The sequence below is a fragment of the Polaromonas sp. P1_F1 genome, assembly GCF_056405795.1.
The window spans coordinates 188302-203216 of record NZ_JBFUBJ010000006.1; the positions used below are offsets into that span (position 1 = coordinate 188302).

The window sequence follows — 14915 nt, forward strand, 5'->3', positions numbered from 1 at the left end:
GACAAATCCTGCTTGAGGGTCAGACTGACCCGGCAATCCGTTTTAGCGCGTCGTCGGTTTGCTGCTGCAGCGCCTGCATCAGCGAGCTCGCATCCCGGTGCCTGAGCAGTGGTGCGGCCTGACCGGACCAAAGCGACATCAAGTCTGTTCTGCCCTGGCCAATGGCCGCCGGTTTCATCTGGCCTGTCAGCCAGTTCTGGACCGGGTAGGGCGCAATGTGACCTTCATGCGCCTTCAGCTCGTTCATGAAGCGGTTTTCAATGCCTCGCGCCAGGCGCCCGCTGAAGGCGCGGGTGAGGGCGGTGTACCTGGCGTCGGCGCTGAATAGCTTTTCGCGGTGGATGTCACTGGCAGATGACTCGACGCAGGCCAGGAAAGCTGTGCCGATCTGCACGCCCTGGGCACCCAGCGCCAGGGCTGCTGCAATACCGCGCCCATCCGCAATGCCGCCTGCGGCAATGACCGGGGCCTTGATCGCGTCGACCACCTGGGGGATCAGCGCCAGTGTGCCGGTGAGCGAGTTTTCGGGCGGGCGGAGAAAGGACACGCGGTGCCCGCCAGCCTCAAAGCCGGTTGCCACCACCATGTCGACGCCGGCACTGTCTAGCGCTATCGCCTCTTCAGGCGTTGTGGCGGCGCCCACGGTCACGATATCAAGCGCCTTGCATTGGCGCAGGATGTCCAGCGACGGAATGCCGAATACAAAACTGAACACGGCGGGCCGGGCCGCCAGCAGGCCCTGCACCTGGTCTTCGTAGCGCGGGCTGAAACGTTCAGGGCGGGCCGGCAAGGGTTCACCGAGTTCCTTGAAGTAGGGCGCGAGCAGCGCCAGGTGCTGCTCGAACTGCGCATCTGTGAGCGGCGGGTCCTCGCTCTTTTCATGCGGCACCCACAGGTTCAAGGCGAAAGGCCGTTTTGTTTTCAGGCGTATGGCCTGGGCCGTCTCTTCAATTTGCGCGCCTGTCAGGTGATGCACCCCAAACGAGCCCAGCCCACCGCTTTCACAGACCGCCGCGGTCAGCGCCACCGAGGAAAGGCCCCCTCCGAAGGGTCCCTGCACAATCGGCGCCGTCAAGCCCAGCCTTTGGGTCAGGGCCGTGGTTTTCCAGCGGCTCATGCCAGCAGCCCTTCGGCCTTCAGGGCCTCGCGCACGGCGGGCCGGCCGGCGACACGTGCCAGGAAGTCCTGCAGATGCTTCAGGTCCGCCAGGTCCAGCGACACGTACTTGGCCCAGCCTGTGACGGCAAACAAGTAGGCATCGGCCACAGTGAAGGACTGGCCGAGCAAATAGTCTTTGGACTGCAGCTGGGTGTTGACCCATTCGTATTTTTTGCGCAGAACGCTGGCCAGGGTTTTTTTGGCGCTGCCGTCCAGCTCCGGGTTGAACAGCGGCGTGAAGGTCTTGTGGAGCTCCGAGGTGATGTAGTTCTGCCACTCCATCACGCGGTAGCGGTCCATGCTGCCGGCGGCTGGGAGCAGGTCGGCGCGGCCTGCCTTGTCGGCAAGGTATTGGGCAATGATGGGGCCTTCTGTCAGGCGCTCGCCGCTCTCGAGCTCCAGCAGCGGCACGGCACCCTTCGGGTTGATGGCGTAGTAGTCGGCTCCGTCTGCGGTGGTGTGGGTGCCTGTGTCAACTTTTTCAAGCTTGAAGGCCTGCTGCGTTTCTTTCAGAACGATGTGGGGTGCCAGTGAGCAGGCGCCAGGAGAGAAAAACAGTTTCATGGGATTCCTTGAGCAAGTTAGTTGGGAAGGCCTCATGCTATTGATGATGTTCATGGAGATAAATGGAGGTTGATTAACTTCATAAGTTACATGGCGTAATAGATAATCCATAGAAAATCAAAACCATGAGCCGTCAATTTGATGATCTTCAGCTGGGAAGCATTGAGCTTTTTTGCCTTGCGGCAGAGCTCAGCAGCTTCACGGCGGCGGCAACCAGTGCCGGCCTCACGCCCGCTGCCGTGAGCCGCTCGGTGTCGCGTCTGGAGGAAAGGCTGGGCGTGCGGCTCTTCACGCGCACGACGCGGCAGATACGGCTGACCGAGGCCGGCCGCGCTTATTTTGAGCAGGCGCGGCAGGCCCTGGGGCAGCTGGTGGAGGCCGAGCGCGAAGCCACGGGTCAGCAATTGGTGCCTGCCGGCGTGCTGCGCATCAGCCTGCCCACGCCTTACGGGCATTACCGCGTGCTGCCTCTGCTGCCGGCTTTTCGGGCTCTCTATCCAGCCGTGCAGGTTGAGGTCAACCTGAGCAACCGCAATGTCAACTTTGCCGAAGAGGGCTACGACCTGGCCATACGCGGGCGCGCACAGCCCGACTCAGGCCTGGTCGCGCGCAAGCTGGAAGATGCCGCGCTGGTGGTGGTGGCTGCGCCTTCGTACCTGCAGCAGGCGGGAACCCCAACCTCGCTGGAGGTCTTGCAGCAGCATGACTGCATCCAGTTTTTGTTGCCCAGCAGCGGGCAGAAAATTCCGTGGCTGTTCAGCGATGCAGGCAAGGCGCTGGAGGTGGCGACCAGCGGTGGATATTGCTGCTCGGAAGACCTGCTGGGTGGGGTGACGCTGGCCCGGCATGGCGCGGGCCTGCTGCAGACTTACCGTTTTATCGTCGAGGAAGACTTGCGCCAGGGCCGGCTGCAAGAGGTGTTGCAGCCTTTTGCGGGGCGGTCCCGGCCATTTTCACTGCTGTACCCGCATGGTCGGCACGTGCCCTTGCGGGTGCGCTTGTTCATCGACTTCCTGCTTGAAAAGCTCAAGCAGTAAATGCGGGCCGCAGACTAGAGGGATGAGCCTGGCCGCCTGGTCCAGCCAGACGCTATTAGCGGCTTCGCGCTTCGTCGGTTTCTGCGGTGCTCTGTTGCATGGCCAGCTCCAGCAGCTTGCTGTAGTTTTCCAGCTTTTTATACAGCAGGCGCACTTCCAGCGCATTGTGGATGCGCGTCTTGACTTCGACCAGGTCAAACGGTTTGCTGATGAAATCCTTGGCGCCGGCCTGCAAGGCGCGCAGCTTGTGGGCCGGCTCCGCGGTCAGCACGATGACAGAGAGGTATTTGTCGTGCTGGTCTTCCTTGAGTGCTTCCATCACCTGGAAGCCGTCCATGCCGGGCATTTTCAGGTCGAGCAGGATCAGGTCGTAGCGGTGCTCTGCGTGCAGCGCGGCTACCTCCAGCGAATTCATGGTGGATCTGACCTGGGTATAGCCGGCGCCTGCCAGCAACTGCTCGAGTAACTGCACATTGACGGGCTGGTCGTCCACCACCAGGATGCTGCCGTTCAGGATGTCGAATTCGGTGTTCATGCGGTTTTTTCCGGCACGGGGGCCTGCATGGACTTTGTTTTGGAAAATGCCAGCGCCAAATCCAGGGTGTCCATGAACTCATTGATCCTGATGGGCTTGGTGAGGTAGCGAAAGAAGCCGGCTTCCATGCCTTTTTCAATGTCACGAGGTATGGCATTGGCGCTGAGCGCCACCACCGGAATGTGTGCAGTCAACGGATCGGCACACAGAATCTGTACCGCCTTGATGCCGCTGATGCCCGGCAGGTTGATGTCCATCAGGATGATGTCCGGCTGCGAGGCCTTGGCCATCGCGATGCCGCTGATGCCGTCACGGGCCGACAGCAGCCGGATGTCGGAGCGGCGCGCGATGAGGTCTTCCACCAGCATCAGGTTGGCCGGGTTGTCTTCTACATACAAAAGGGTGTGGGCGCGGGGATCTGTAGGCACCTGGCGTTGCAAGGCCGGGGCCAGGGTTGCCAGTTCGGGGTGGAATTCCCGCTGTTCGGTGACGTCCATTTCAATCCAGAACACACTGCCTTTTCCGACAACGCTTTCCACGCCGATGACGCCACCCATCAGCTCAAYCAGCCGCTTGGTCATTACCAGGCCAATGCCCGTGCCCTGTTCGGTATTGGCCTCCTGGCCCAGGCGATTGAAAGGCTGGAAGAGCTGGTCGATCTTGGCCGGATTCAGGCCTTCGCCCGTGTCCTCAATGCAGATACGGATGCGCTTTTGCGGCAGATCCACGCAGTTGAGCACGACTGTTCCGCTGCTGGTGTTGTATTTGATGGCGTTCGACAGCAGGTTGATCAGTACCTGCTTGAGCCGGGTGCGGTCGGCATTCACGAAGCAGGGCACAGGGAATTTCGGAAACGTCACGGTAATGCCGCGTTTGCCGGCCTGTGACTCGACCATCGTTTCGCATTCAAGCATGACCTCGGCCAGCGACACAGGTTCCAGCGACAGCGACAGCTTGCCGGACTCGATCAATGCCAGGTCCAGGATTTCGTTGATCAGCTCCAGCAGGTACCAGCCGGCCTGGAGAATCTGGTCCACACTGCGTTTTTGCGAGGGCGTTGGCTGGGGCGTGCCGGATTCGATCAGCTGCGCAAATCCGAGAATGGCGCTGAGCGGTGTGCGCAGCTCGTGGCTCATGCTGGACAGGAAATCCGATTTGGCGAGGTTGGCCTTCTCGGCCACGGCCATCGCTTCCTTCAGGGCCACTTCGACCTGCTTGCGTACCGAGTTGTCGGTGCCGATCAGCAGGTAGCCGATGATGGTGCCGAAATCGTCGCGCAATGCGGTGATGGACACGATGGCCGGAAAGCGGCTGCCGTCTTTACAGATATAGGTCAGCTCGTAAATGTCTTCGATGCCTCGCGAGGCCTTGAATGCAAGTGCCTCGAAGCCGGGCGTGATGGTGGTGGCGAGCTCCAGGCTCAGTGCCTGTGCCCGGGCCATCACTTCCTGGGGGTCGTGGATGTCGCTGGGGTTGATCTTGTTGACGACCTCGGCCGCCATATAACCCAGCATGCGTTCGGCACCGACGTTGAAGAGCTGGATGATGCCTTTTTCGTCGGTTGCGATGATCGAGAAATTTTCGCTCGTCAGGATGGCCGTCTGCAATGCACCTGTCTTGAGCAGTGCTTCCTGGCGCTTGACCTCTATGCCATCGGCTTTGGCAATGGCGTCAAGAACGCTCAGGCTGGTAATAGGTGACATGGGCCATGTTTCTGTAAAAGTAACGACGACCCTGCGAAGCGCCGACTATGGGCGGCGCTTCCAGGATCCTGGCCGGGGAAGTGTGAAGTCTTTGGGAAGACTCCGGGAGTTTTGCAGGGAGGCTGTGAAAAGTCTGTTCGCCAGCGCACATAGCGGGGCCGTGCAGCCCGGGCGCGCCTAGCTGTTCGCGCGCCGGTAGAACGCCAGCGAGCCCGCCAGCGCCAGCAGCGCGCCGCCGCAGGCGCGGTCTATCCAGCGTGTGGCCGAGGCCTTGAGCAGGCGTATGGCGCGTGCGCCTATGAAGGCATAGCTGAACATGACGGAAAAATCGATGCCGGCGAATACCAGCGAAATGGCGAGGTATTGCGGTGCCTGGGCAGCAGCCGGGTCAATGAACTGCGGGAGCAGGGCCGAGCAAAAGAGGTAACCCTTGGGGTTGGTCACGGCCACCAGGAAGGACTTCATGAAAATTGCGCGGCTGCCGTGTTGCGTGCCGGCGTTGCCTTCGGCGGGAATCTCAAATCCGCCGCGCGAGCGCAGCAGGCGAATGCCCAGCCAGGCCAGGTAGACCGCGCCTGCCCACTTGAGCACCGAGAACCAGAACTCGGAGGCCGCCAGCAGCGCACCCAGACCCAATGCGACCGCGCCGACCAGTACAAAGTCGGACACCACGGCACCCAGCATGCCGGGCACGGAGCGGCGCACGCCGTAGCGCGAACCATTGGCCAGCGCCAGCAGGACGGTGGGGCCGGGCGTGGCAATAGCCACCAGTGCCACGATGGAAAAGAGCAGCAGGGTGGTGGTGTTCATGCTGCGGCTCCGCAACCCTGAGGTTTAAAAACGCGCTCTTTCGAAGGCGGGTACTTGGCCAGCATGTCGGCCGGGCGGCGCGGCCGCGTGGTGAATTCACCGCCGCAGTTGGGGCAGACGCCTTTGAGTTTTGTGTTGACACAGTCAACACAAAATGTGCATTCAAAGGTGCAGATGCGGGCATCGGGCGACTCGGCGGGCAGGTCGCGGTTGCAGCATTCGCAGTTGGGGCGGAGCTGGAGCATGCTGGGGTTTCCTGTGTAGATGGGACGGGCGTCACCGGATGCTAAAGAAAAACCGATCAAGGGGAAAGCCCCTAGGACAACTTCTTGACCAGCACCTGGCTCTTGCGGTCCCAGTTGTATTTGCGCTTGCGGCCTTCGGGCAGCCAGTCCGGGTCTACCTGCACAAAACCGCGCTTGATGAACCAGTGCATGGTGCGGGTGGTCAGCACAAAGATGCTTTGCAGGCCGGCCGCGCGGGCGCGTTGCTCGATGCGCTTTAGGATTTTCTCGCCGTCGCCCTGGCCCTGGCTTTGCGGCGACACGGTGAGCGCCGCCATTTCAGCCGTTTTGGCTTCGGGGTAGGGGTACAGCGCCGCGCAGGCAAAGATCACGCCGTCGTGCTCGATGATGCTGTAGTTGGCGGCGTCGCGCTCGATTTCGGTGCGACTGCGTTTGACCAGCGTGCCATCGTTTTCAAAAGGCTCGATCAGCTGCAGGATGCCACCCACGTCGTCTTCCGTGGCTTCGCGAAGCTCTTCGAGTTTTTCGTCGATCACCATGGTGCCGATGCCGTCGTGCACATAGATTTCCAGGAGCAGCGCGCCGTCTACCGCGAAGGGCAGGATGTGGCTGCGTTCCACGCCGGCCTTGCAGGCCTTGACGCAGTGCTGCAGGTAAAACGCGGTGTCGGTGGGACGTTCGCCGTTGGGCAGGGTGGCCAGCAGTTTTTCGGCAGCGGCCAGCGGCAGCTCGGTGTCGATGGGGTTGTCTTCGCTTTCAGGCTGGTCGTGGTGGATTCGTATGCCGGGAATTTCGCTCAGGAAAATCAGCTTGTCGGCCTGCATGGCGATGGCCACCGAAGTGGCGACTTCTTCCATGGTCAGGTTAAAGGCTTCGCCGGTGGGTGAGAAGCCGAAGGGCGAGAGCAGCACCATGGCGCCGAAATCCAGCACACGGCCGATGGCGGCGGTGTCCACCTTGCGCACCAGGCCCGAGTGCTTGAAGTCCACACCGTCGAGGATGCCGACCGGCCGCGCGGTGATGAAATTGCCCGAAATCACCCGTACCGTGGAGCCGGCCATGGGGGTGTTGGGCAGGCCCTGGCTGAAGGCGGCCTCAATCTCGTAGCGCAGCTGGCCGGCGGCTTCCTGGGCACAGTCGAGCGCGACTTCGTCCGTGATGCGCATGCCGTGCGAATATTTTGCGGCGTGCCCCTTGGCCTTGAGCTGCTCGTTGACCTGTGGGCGAAAGCCGTGCACCAGCACGATTTTCACGCCCATGCTCTGGATCAGTGCCAGGTCTTGGGCGATGTGCTGAAGCTTGCCGGCCGCAATCGCTTCGCCGGCAATGCCTACGACGAACGTCTTACCGCGGTGGGTGTGTATGTAGGGTGCGACCGAGCGGAACCAGGGCACAAAGGTGAAATTGAAGACGGCAGACATGGGCGCGCTTTCGGGATCGGTTGTGGCGGGTCAAGGGCAGCCGGGACGGCGCGAAAGAGGCAAGCGGTCCCCCTGGGCGCTGTTTCCCCGGTAAACGGAAAAAGTCCAGTGAGTGTAAGGGAGACACCGCCGGCCTGAGGGATGCAAATGCCGGCGTCGGCGAGGGTGTGCTTTTTGCCGGCGTACTTCATTTGAGGGTTTGCTTAATGAGGGGTGGCGGGGTATGGTTAGGGTTCATGGACAAATACGCGATCGGGTTTTGGGGCTGCTATTTCGGGTCAGCCAGCCTGATGCTGGCCGGTTCGGCATTTGCCTATATCCGGTCCCTGCGGCGCATTGCCGTCAATGCGGCTGTTTCGGCAATCGCCTCGACGTTTTTTGTGGTGGCCTTCCTGGGCGGATTGCCGATCGAGAACGCCGATCTTCTGGACCGTTTCCTGGCCCATGTGGCCAGCGTGGTCTCTGCGCTACTGGCTTACCTGCTGTTTTCCATTCTTGGCATCCTGCGCAATCCGGACTCGGCCCGGCGCGCCTTGACCTGGTTGGCGAGCCTGGCTCTTCTGAGTATCGCGGCTGGCTGGGCATTGAGCCCGCGCCACGCCCTGGCGCTGAGCCTGGCGGTGGCGTGTTTTCTGGGGCTGGTGGCAATGGCGCTCAGTCTTCGCAGCGCCGTGCGGGGGGATCGCCTGGCCTGGGTGGCCGTCTCGGGCGTCTCCTTCATGCTGGTGGCCATTGCGGGGTTGAGCTGGGTGGCACTTGACCGTGCCCATGTGCCGTGGCAGGTGCACGCGGTGACCGCTGTCGCCGGCACGTGTTATCTGGCCACCATGGCGGCTGTGCTCTGGACCCGTTATTCCTACCTGATCGAGCTGAACCGGGCCATGGCGCACGGCCCCAGCTACGACCCGGTCACGCGCATGCGCTCCCACAGCGAAACCGGCAACATGCTGGAGGCGGCCTTCAGACGTTACCGCGATGAGCCCGTGCCGCTGGGCGTGATTGTGGTGTCGGTGGCCAATCTTTATGTGCTGGAAAAGCTCTATGGCCATGCGGCCGCCAACCACGCACTGTTTGTATGTGCCGGCCGGTTGCGCCGCACCGTACCCGCGCATGTGGAAATGGGGCGCCTGGAAGAGAACGGTTTTTTGCTGCTGATGCGCAATTGCCATGACAGCGGCCAACTGATCCACCTGGCGCGCAGAGTCCAGGCCGCCCTGGCGCGGCCGGTGGTGCTTAACACCACACTGGAGGGTGATTTGGTAGGGAACCAGCAGACGCGCTGGGTTGCCGAGGTCGGCCTTGGCGTGCTGCGGGTCTCCAAATCCGATGCGCGCGCCTCTTCGGCAGTGAGCATAGGGCGAGGCATGTCGCGCACCGCGCTGAGCTACCCGAGCCGCATTGCATGGTTTGACGAGACCAGTGGGGAAGCCGTCGACCTGCCTGTGCTGGCGGCCTGATCGCGGCGCCATAACCATAGCCGGTCCGCTGCGGGCTGGAACACCCGATAATTGAGCGCTCTGGCAGCGCTGCTGCCGCTTTTATCCTGCACTGCTTGCCTTTTTCTTCGCCTCCATCCTTGTCTCCCCTCGCCATTACCTTTCCAGAGTCGCTGCCCGTTTCGGGCAAACGCGACGAAATCACCGCCGCCATGGCGGCCCACCAGGTCATCATTGTCTGTGGCGAAACTGGCTCGGGTAAAACCACCCAGTTGCCCAAGATCGCGCTGGCCATGGGGCGCGGCAAGCTCAATTACCCTGCCGGACAGGGCCGGCTGATAGGCCATACCCAGCCGCGCCGCATTGCCGCGTCCAGCGTGGCCAAGCGCATCGCGGAGGAGTTGAAGACGCCGCTGGGCGACGTGGTGGGCTACAAGGTCCGCTTCCAGGACCGGCTCTCGCGTGACGCCTCCGTCAAGCTGATGACCGACGGCATCCTGCTGGCCGAGACGCAGACCGACCCGCTGCTCAAAGCCTACGACACGATCATCATCGACGAAGCCCATGAGCGCAGCCTGAACATCGACTTTCTGTTGGGCTACCTGCGCCAGCTGCTGCCGCGCCGGCCCGACCTGAAAGTGGTCATTACCTCGGCGACGATTGATGCGCAGCGCTTTGCGGATTATTTCGCGTCCAGCAAAGGCCCTGCGCCGGTGATCATGGTGTCGGGCCGGATGTTTCCCGTCGAGCAACGCTACCGGCCGTTTGAGGAGTCGCGCGAGCACGACCTGAACGATGCAATTGCCGATGCCGTCGACGAACTCTGGCTGAGCCCGCACAGCGCTGGGGACATCCTGGTGTTTCTGCCCGGCGAGCGAGAAATTCGCGAGGCGGCCGATCATTTACGCAAGCACCTCGCGCACCAGCCGCTGACACGCAATGCCGAGGTGCTGCCGCTGTTCGCTCGCTTGAGCCAGGCCGAGCAGGACCGCATTTTTGACGGCCACAGCGGCCGTCGCATCGTGCTGGCCACCAACGTGGCCGAAACCTCGCTGACCGTGCCGGGCATCCGCTACGTGGTGGACGCGGGCACGGCGCGCGTCAAGCGCTACAGCTTTCGTAACAAGGTCGAGCAGCTCATGGTGGAGCCGGTGTCGCAGGCCGCGGCCAACCAGCGTGCCGGCCGTTGCGGCCGGGTGGCCGATGGTATCTGCATACGACTGTATGACGAGAAGGACTTCCAGGGCCGGCAGCCTTTTACCGACCCGGAAATCCTGCGCAGTTCGCTGGCTTCGGTGATTTTGCGCATGAAGGCGCTGCACCTGGGCAATGTGGAAGAGTTTGCCTTTATCGAGCCGCCGCAGCGCCGCGCCATTGCCGACGGCTACCAGCTGCTGGCCGAGCTGGGCGCGGTGGACGAGGACAACGAGCTCACCGGCGTCGGCCGCACGCTGGCCAAGCTGCCGCTGGACCCTCGCGTGGGCCGCATGATTCTGGAAGCCAAGGACCGCAACGCGCTCGACGAGGTACTGGTGATCGCCAGCGCGCTCAGTGTGCAGGACGTGCGCGACCGCCCCATGGACAAACAGGCCCAGGCCGACCAGCAGCACGCCAAGTTCGACGACGAGAAGAGCGAGTTCAGCGGCTACCTGAAGCTGTGGAAATGGCTGGGTGACGCGCGCGGCGGCCACGGCACCGACCACAAGCTGTCCAACCGTCAGTATGAAAACCTGCTGCGCGAGAACTACGTCAATATCCGCCGCGTGCGCGAGTGGCGCGACATTCACTCACAGCTCCATACGGTTGTGGGCGAGCAAAAATGGGTGCTGAACGACAAACCGGCCAGTTACGAACAACTGCATCTTTCCATGCTCTGCGGCCTGCTGGGCAACATCGGCTGCAAGAGCGACGAGGAAGACTGGTACCTGGGTGCACGCGGCATCAAGTTCTACCGCCATCCCGGCGCACGCCTGAGCAAAAAGCCGGGCCGCTGGATTGTGGTGGCCGAGCTGGTGGAAACTACACGACTTTTCGGCCGCGGCATTGCCAACATTGACCCGGCCTGGATAGAGCAGGTGGCTGGGCATCTTTTAGCCAAGCAGCTGCTGGACCCGCACTGGGAGAAAAAGGCTGCGCAGGTGACGGCGCTGGAGCGTGCCACGCTCTACGGCCTGGTGGTCTACAACGGGCGGCGCGTCAATTTCGGCCGTGTAGACCCGGTGACGGCGCGCGAGATATTCATCCGCGAAGCGTTGGTCGCTGGCAACTGGGACACCAAACTGCCTTTCCTCGCGGCGAACCTGAAGCTGATCCAGCAGGTGCAGGATCTGGAACACAAAGCCAGGCGCCAGGACGTGCTGGTGGACGAGGAACTGATCTACGCTTTTTATGACCAGCAACTCCCGGCTGGCGTACACAGTGGTGCAAGTTGCGAACATTGGTACAAGGAGGAAGTCAAAAAGCAGCCGCAGCTCCTGCTCTTGACGCGCGAAGAACTGATGCGGCATGAGGCTGCAGGCATTACCACCCAGTCGTTTCCCAAGACACTGCGAATGGGCGGCGTGGATTGCCTGGTGACTTACCTGCACGAACCCGGCGACGCGCGCGATGGCGTGACGGTGGACGTGCCATTGTTCGCGCTCAACCAGGTTAATGAAGAGCGCTGCGAGTGGCTGGTGCCCGGCATGCTCAAGGACAAGGTCCAGGCGCTGATCAAGACGCTGCACCAGCGCCCGCGCTCGCGCCTGGTGCCCTTGTCCGACACTGCCGCCCGCATGACGGAGCAGTTGCTGCAGCCCGAGGTGTTCGGCAGCGGCTCGCTGACTGACGCGGTGCTCAAGCTGGTGCGCGACGCGACTTCGCTGGACGTCAAGCGCAATGACATGAAGCTGGACATGCTGCCGCCGCACCTGTTCATGAACTTCCGCATAGTCGACGAGCATGGCCGTCAGCTGGGTGCAGGCCGTAACCTGGGCGCGCTCAAGGGCGAGCTGGGCTCGCAGGCACGGGGTGCCTTCCAGGCGCTGGCGGGACTCAAAAACCTGGCAAAAGCACCCGAATCTGGGTCCGAAAAGACGTTATCCCCCGAAAATTCAGTATCAAATCGGCCTCCAGCCCAATCAGGACGCGCGCAAGCAGCTCCTGAAAAGATAGCGCCCAGAGCGCCGGAGCGCTACACCAGCTGGAGCTTTGGCGAGTTGCCGGAGCTGATGGAAATCCGCAAGGGTTCGCAGACGCTGATCGGGTTTCCGGCGCTCATTGATCTGGGCGACGCGGTGACGATCGAGGTGTTTGACGAACCCGATGTGGCGGCCGCGAAGCACCGCGCCGGCTTGCGCCGGCTGTTCTCGCTGCAGATCAAGGATGCGCTGAAGTACCTGGAAAAGAACCTGCCTGAACTGCAGAAAATGGCCACCAGCTACATGCTGGTGGGCCGCGCCGCCGACAATTCCGGCGGCGGTACGCTGGAGGAATTGCGCGAGCAGATCATCGAAGTGGCGTTGGACCGCGCCTTTTTGCTCGACCCGTTGCCGACGCACGAAGCCGAGTTCAAAAAACGCATCGACGATGGGCGAGGGCGCCTGACCTTGATTGCCAGCGAGATGGCCCGGCTGGCTGCCGGCATCCTGACCGAGTTCGCTGTGGCCCAACGCAAGATCAAGGACACTAAAAATGCCGCCGAAGCCGCGGCAGATGCCGCCCAGCAACTGCAGCGCCTGGTACCCAAACGCTTTCTGACGGCCACACCTTATGGGCAACTGCAGCACTTCTCACGCTACCTCAAGGCCATCACGTTGCGGCTGGAAAAATGGCGCGCCGACCCGGCACGTGATGCTGCACGGATGGCCGAGTTGCGACCGCAGGAGCAGCGTTACTGGCGGCTGGTGGCTGAGCGAAAAGGCGCGGTGGATGCGCGCATGCAGGAATTCCGCTGGTTGCTGGAAGAGCTGCGTGTGAGCTTTTTTGCGCAGGAGCTGCGCACACCGCAGCCGGTCAGCATTAAGCGGTTAGAAAAGGTTTGGACTCAGCTCAATAGCTGAGTCCAGACCTTTCAGCGAAGGCTAACAACTGCCGAAGGCTTGTTATGCCGCAGCTAAAAAGCGTGGCAGCAACTGAATAGTTGAAACAGGCTTGTGAGATGGGAGCGCAAAAAAATGGCCTTGCTATGCAAGGCCATCTTCCCTGGTGAATCACCAACGGAAGGTGCGGACTAGATGCGTCCCATCAGCAGCAGGATGACCAGGATCAACACCACCAGGCCGACACCCCCGCTGGGCCCGTAACCCCAGCTCCGACTGTGGCCCCAGGTAGGCAATGCACCGACGAGGATAAGAATAAGAACGATCAGCAGAATGAGGGATAGGGACATTTGAAGCACTCCTTGTTATGTGAAGTGATTGTTTCCCGGTGCGGGGCGCAAACAAGCAGGATGAGCACCTGTCCAGCCGTCGGCAAATACTGACAGCCTTGGCTTAGAACCTGTTTACGGTCTAAACGAGGCCGCGTTGGGGTGCAATCGGCGATGAGTGGGCCGCCCGGGCACGCCGCATGGGCTCATGCCCATGCAAGGGCCTGGGTGGCTCAATCGCGCGATTTCACCCCCAACCCGGAGGGCAAGCGCCTTCTCGGGCGGCCTGCGGCGCTAGCCCATAGCCGAGCTATGGGCATCGCACCGCGCCTTGCATCCCATCCCGAGAAGGTGCTTGCGCGGCCCCGTTTAGACCGTAAACAGGTTCTTTCACGCCGGCTTGCCGCGCTTACAGTTTGGCCAGCCGCTGCAGGGCCGTGTTCAATGTTTCGTCTTTTTTGGCAAAACAGAACCGCACCACACGCTGGTCAAAGCCGTTGCCGTAAAACGCCGACAGGGGAATCGCCGCCACGCCGATTTCAGTGGTCAGCCATTTGCAAAACCCGGCTTCGTCCAGGTCACTCACGTCGGAGATGTCCACGCACTGGAAGTAGCTGCCTTCGCTGGGCAACAGTTTGAAGCGGGTTTTGGCAAGGCCTTCGCGAAAGAGGTCGCGCTTGCGCTGGTAGAAGGCCGGCAGGTCCAGGTAAGGCTGCGCATCGGCCATGTACGCGGCAAGCCCGTATTGCACAGGGGTATTCACGGTGAACACGTTGAACTGGTGCACCTTGCGGAACTCGGTGGTCAGCGCAGCGGGTGCGGCCACGTAGCCGACCTTCCAGCCGGTGACGTGGTAAGTCTTGCCGAAGCTGCTGACAATGAACGCACGCGCGGCAAGGCTTGAAAAACGGGCGGCGCTTTGATGGATGCGTCCCTGGGCCGCATCGAACACCATGTGCTCATAGACCTCGTCGCTGATCAGCAGCACGTCGGTGGGCGCCAGGATGTCCTGCAGCGTGAGCATGTCGGCCTCGGTCCATACCGTGGCGCTCGGGTTGTGCGGCGAGTTGACGATGATCGCCCGCGTCCTGGATGTGATCGCTGCGGAAATCTTGTCGAAGTCGGGCCGGAAGGTGCCTGGCGTGAGGGGAACGCGCACTACGACGCCACCGGCCAGTTCGATGTTGGGCACGTAGCTGTCGTAGCAGGGCTCCAGCACGATGACTTCGTCGCCGGGGTGAACGACGGCCAGGATTGCCGTGATGATGGCCTGGGTGGCGCCGGCAGTGATGGTGATCTCGCTGTTGGCGTCGTAGCGGTGGCCGTAAAGTTTGGCCACCTTGGCCGAGATGGCTTCGCGCAGCGCCGGAACGCCCGTCATGGGTGGGTACTGGTTCAGGCCTTTGGTCATTGCGTCCGTGACGGCGTTGACCAGCTGCGGGTCACACTCAAAATCAGGAAAGCCCTGGCCCAGGTTGACAGCGCCTTTTTCAGCGGCCAAGGTGGACATCACCGTGAAGATGGTGGTGCCGACAGCGGGCAGCTTGGTTTTGAGCGTGGGGGTGCGTTCGAGGATAGTGGTCATGGCAAGGACTAGCTGAGTTAATTCTTGTTCAAGCGGCCGCCGCGGAACCGGCTCTGCCGGGCCGCAGGTGGCG

General features: G+C 61.9%; 12 protein-coding genes. 3 read left to right on the forward strand and 9 right to left on the reverse strand.

All coding sequences use genetic code 11. The annotated features are described in order from the left end of the window. Nucleotides 1-19 precede the first annotated feature (19 nt). Nucleotides 20-1117 carry an NAD(P)H-dependent flavin oxidoreductase gene (locus AC1DZE_RS17100; protein WP_477673105.1) on the reverse strand — a complete coding sequence of 366 codons (1098 nt, stop codon included), beginning with the start codon at nucleotides 1115-1117 and terminating at the stop codon, nucleotides 20-22. Beyond that, nucleotides 1114-1722 (reverse strand): glutathione transferase GstA, encoded by a 609-nt coding sequence (gstA, locus tag AC1DZE_RS17105; protein ID WP_477671678.1) that lies wholly within the window; start codon nucleotides 1720-1722, stop codon nucleotides 1114-1116. The genes AC1DZE_RS17100 and gstA overlap by 4 nt, the downstream gene beginning before the upstream one ends. A gap of 125 nt (nucleotides 1723-1847) precedes the next feature. Between gstA and AC1DZE_RS17110 the strand changes: the two genes are divergently transcribed. Further along, nucleotides 1848-2759, forward strand: a complete 912-nt coding sequence (locus AC1DZE_RS17110; RefSeq protein WP_477673104.1) for a LysR family transcriptional regulator — start codon at nucleotides 1848-1850, stop codon at nucleotides 2757-2759. Nucleotides 2760-2814: 55 nt separating this feature from the next. Here AC1DZE_RS17110 and AC1DZE_RS17115 read toward each other — a convergent pair whose 3' ends face one another. The 5 genes from AC1DZE_RS17115 to argA form a co-directional block, all read right to left on the reverse strand. After that, nucleotides 2815-3294: a response regulator gene (locus tag AC1DZE_RS17115; protein WP_457282734.1), complete on the reverse strand. Its 480-nt coding sequence runs from the start codon at nucleotides 3292-3294 to the stop codon at nucleotides 2815-2817. Beyond that, nucleotides 3291-4997 (reverse strand): PAS domain-containing hybrid sensor histidine kinase/response regulator, encoded by a 1707-nt coding sequence (locus AC1DZE_RS17120; RefSeq protein WP_477700347.1) that lies wholly within the window; start codon nucleotides 4995-4997, stop codon nucleotides 3291-3293. The genes AC1DZE_RS17115 and AC1DZE_RS17120 overlap by 4 nt, the downstream gene beginning before the upstream one ends. Before the next feature lie 177 nt (nucleotides 4998-5174). Further along, entirely contained in the window at nucleotides 5175-5807 is a 633-nt protein-coding gene (locus AC1DZE_RS17125; RefSeq protein ID WP_477674017.1) for a LysE family translocator, read from the reverse strand. Further along, the gene (locus AC1DZE_RS17130; protein WP_477674016.1) at nucleotides 5804-6052 is read right to left on the reverse strand and encodes a DUF1272 domain-containing protein; all 249 of its coding nucleotides are present in this window, start codon (nucleotides 6050-6052) and stop codon (nucleotides 5804-5806) included. The genes AC1DZE_RS17125 and AC1DZE_RS17130 overlap by 4 nt, the downstream gene beginning before the upstream one ends. A 71-nt stretch (nucleotides 6053-6123) precedes the next feature. Continuing rightward, nucleotides 6124-7473 carry an amino-acid N-acetyltransferase gene (gene argA / locus AC1DZE_RS17135; protein WP_457282738.1) on the reverse strand — a complete coding sequence of 450 codons (1350 nt, stop codon included), beginning with the start codon at nucleotides 7471-7473 and terminating at the stop codon, nucleotides 6124-6126. 236 nt (nucleotides 7474-7709) lie between these two features. Between argA and AC1DZE_RS17140 the strand changes: the two genes are divergently transcribed. Next, nucleotides 7710-8930: a sensor domain-containing diguanylate cyclase gene (locus AC1DZE_RS17140; protein WP_477689118.1), complete on the forward strand. Its 1221-nt coding sequence runs from the start codon at nucleotides 7710-7712 to the stop codon at nucleotides 8928-8930. Nucleotides 8931-9049: 119 nt separating this feature from the next. Further along, on the forward strand, nucleotides 9050-12949 hold the full coding sequence (hrpA, locus tag AC1DZE_RS17145; protein ID WP_477700348.1) for an ATP-dependent RNA helicase HrpA: 3900 nt from the start codon (nucleotides 9050-9052) through the stop codon (nucleotides 12947-12949). Nucleotides 12950-13119: 170 nt separating this feature from the next. Here hrpA and AC1DZE_RS17150 read toward each other — a convergent pair whose 3' ends face one another. Continuing rightward, nucleotides 13120-13278 carry a DUF3309 family protein gene (locus tag AC1DZE_RS17150; protein ID WP_457282741.1) on the reverse strand — a complete coding sequence of 53 codons (159 nt, stop codon included), beginning with the start codon at nucleotides 13276-13278 and terminating at the stop codon, nucleotides 13120-13122. Between the two features lie 388 nt (nucleotides 13279-13666). Continuing rightward, entirely contained in the window at nucleotides 13667-14842 is a 1176-nt protein-coding gene (locus tag AC1DZE_RS17155; protein WP_477674130.1) for a pyridoxal phosphate-dependent aminotransferase, read from the reverse strand. Nucleotides 14843-14915: the final 73 nt, after the last annotated feature.

Bases quoted from the DNA above. Each gene is read 5' to 3' on its own strand.
- AC1DZE_RS17125 (WP_477674017.1), bottom strand. From the start codon at position 5,807: ATGAACACCACCACCCTGCTGCTCTTTTCCATCGTGGCACTGGTGGCT.
- AC1DZE_RS17110 (WP_477673104.1), top strand. From the start codon at position 1,848: ATGAGCCGTCAATTTGATGATCTTCAGCTGGGAAGCATTGAGCTTTTT.
- AC1DZE_RS17155 (WP_477674130.1), bottom strand. From the start codon at position 14,842: ATGACCACTATCCTCGAACGCACCCCCACGCTCAAAACCAAGCTGCCC.
- AC1DZE_RS17140 (WP_477689118.1), top strand. From the start codon at position 7,710: ATGGACAAATACGCGATCGGGTTTTGGGGCTGCTATTTCGGGTCAGCC.
- AC1DZE_RS17130 (WP_477674016.1), bottom strand. From the start codon at position 6,052: ATGCTCCAGCTCCGCCCCAACTGCGAATGCTGCAACCGCGACCTGCCC.
- AC1DZE_RS17100 (WP_477673105.1), bottom strand. From the start codon at position 1,117: ATGAGCCGCTGGAAAACCACGGCCCTGACCCAAAGGCTGGGCTTGACG.
- AC1DZE_RS17150 (WP_457282741.1), bottom strand. From the start codon at position 13,278: ATGTCCCTATCCCTCATTCTGCTGATCGTTCTTATTCTTATCCTCGTC.
- AC1DZE_RS17115 (WP_457282734.1), bottom strand. From the start codon at position 3,294: ATGAACACCGAATTCGACATCCTGAACGGCAGCATCCTGGTGGTGGAC.
- argA (WP_457282738.1), bottom strand. From the start codon at position 7,473: ATGTCTGCCGTCTTCAATTTCACCTTTGTGCCCTGGTTCCGCTCGGTC.
- gstA (WP_477671678.1), bottom strand. From the start codon at position 1,722: ATGAAACTGTTTTTCTCTCCTGGCGCCTGCTCACTGGCACCCCACATC.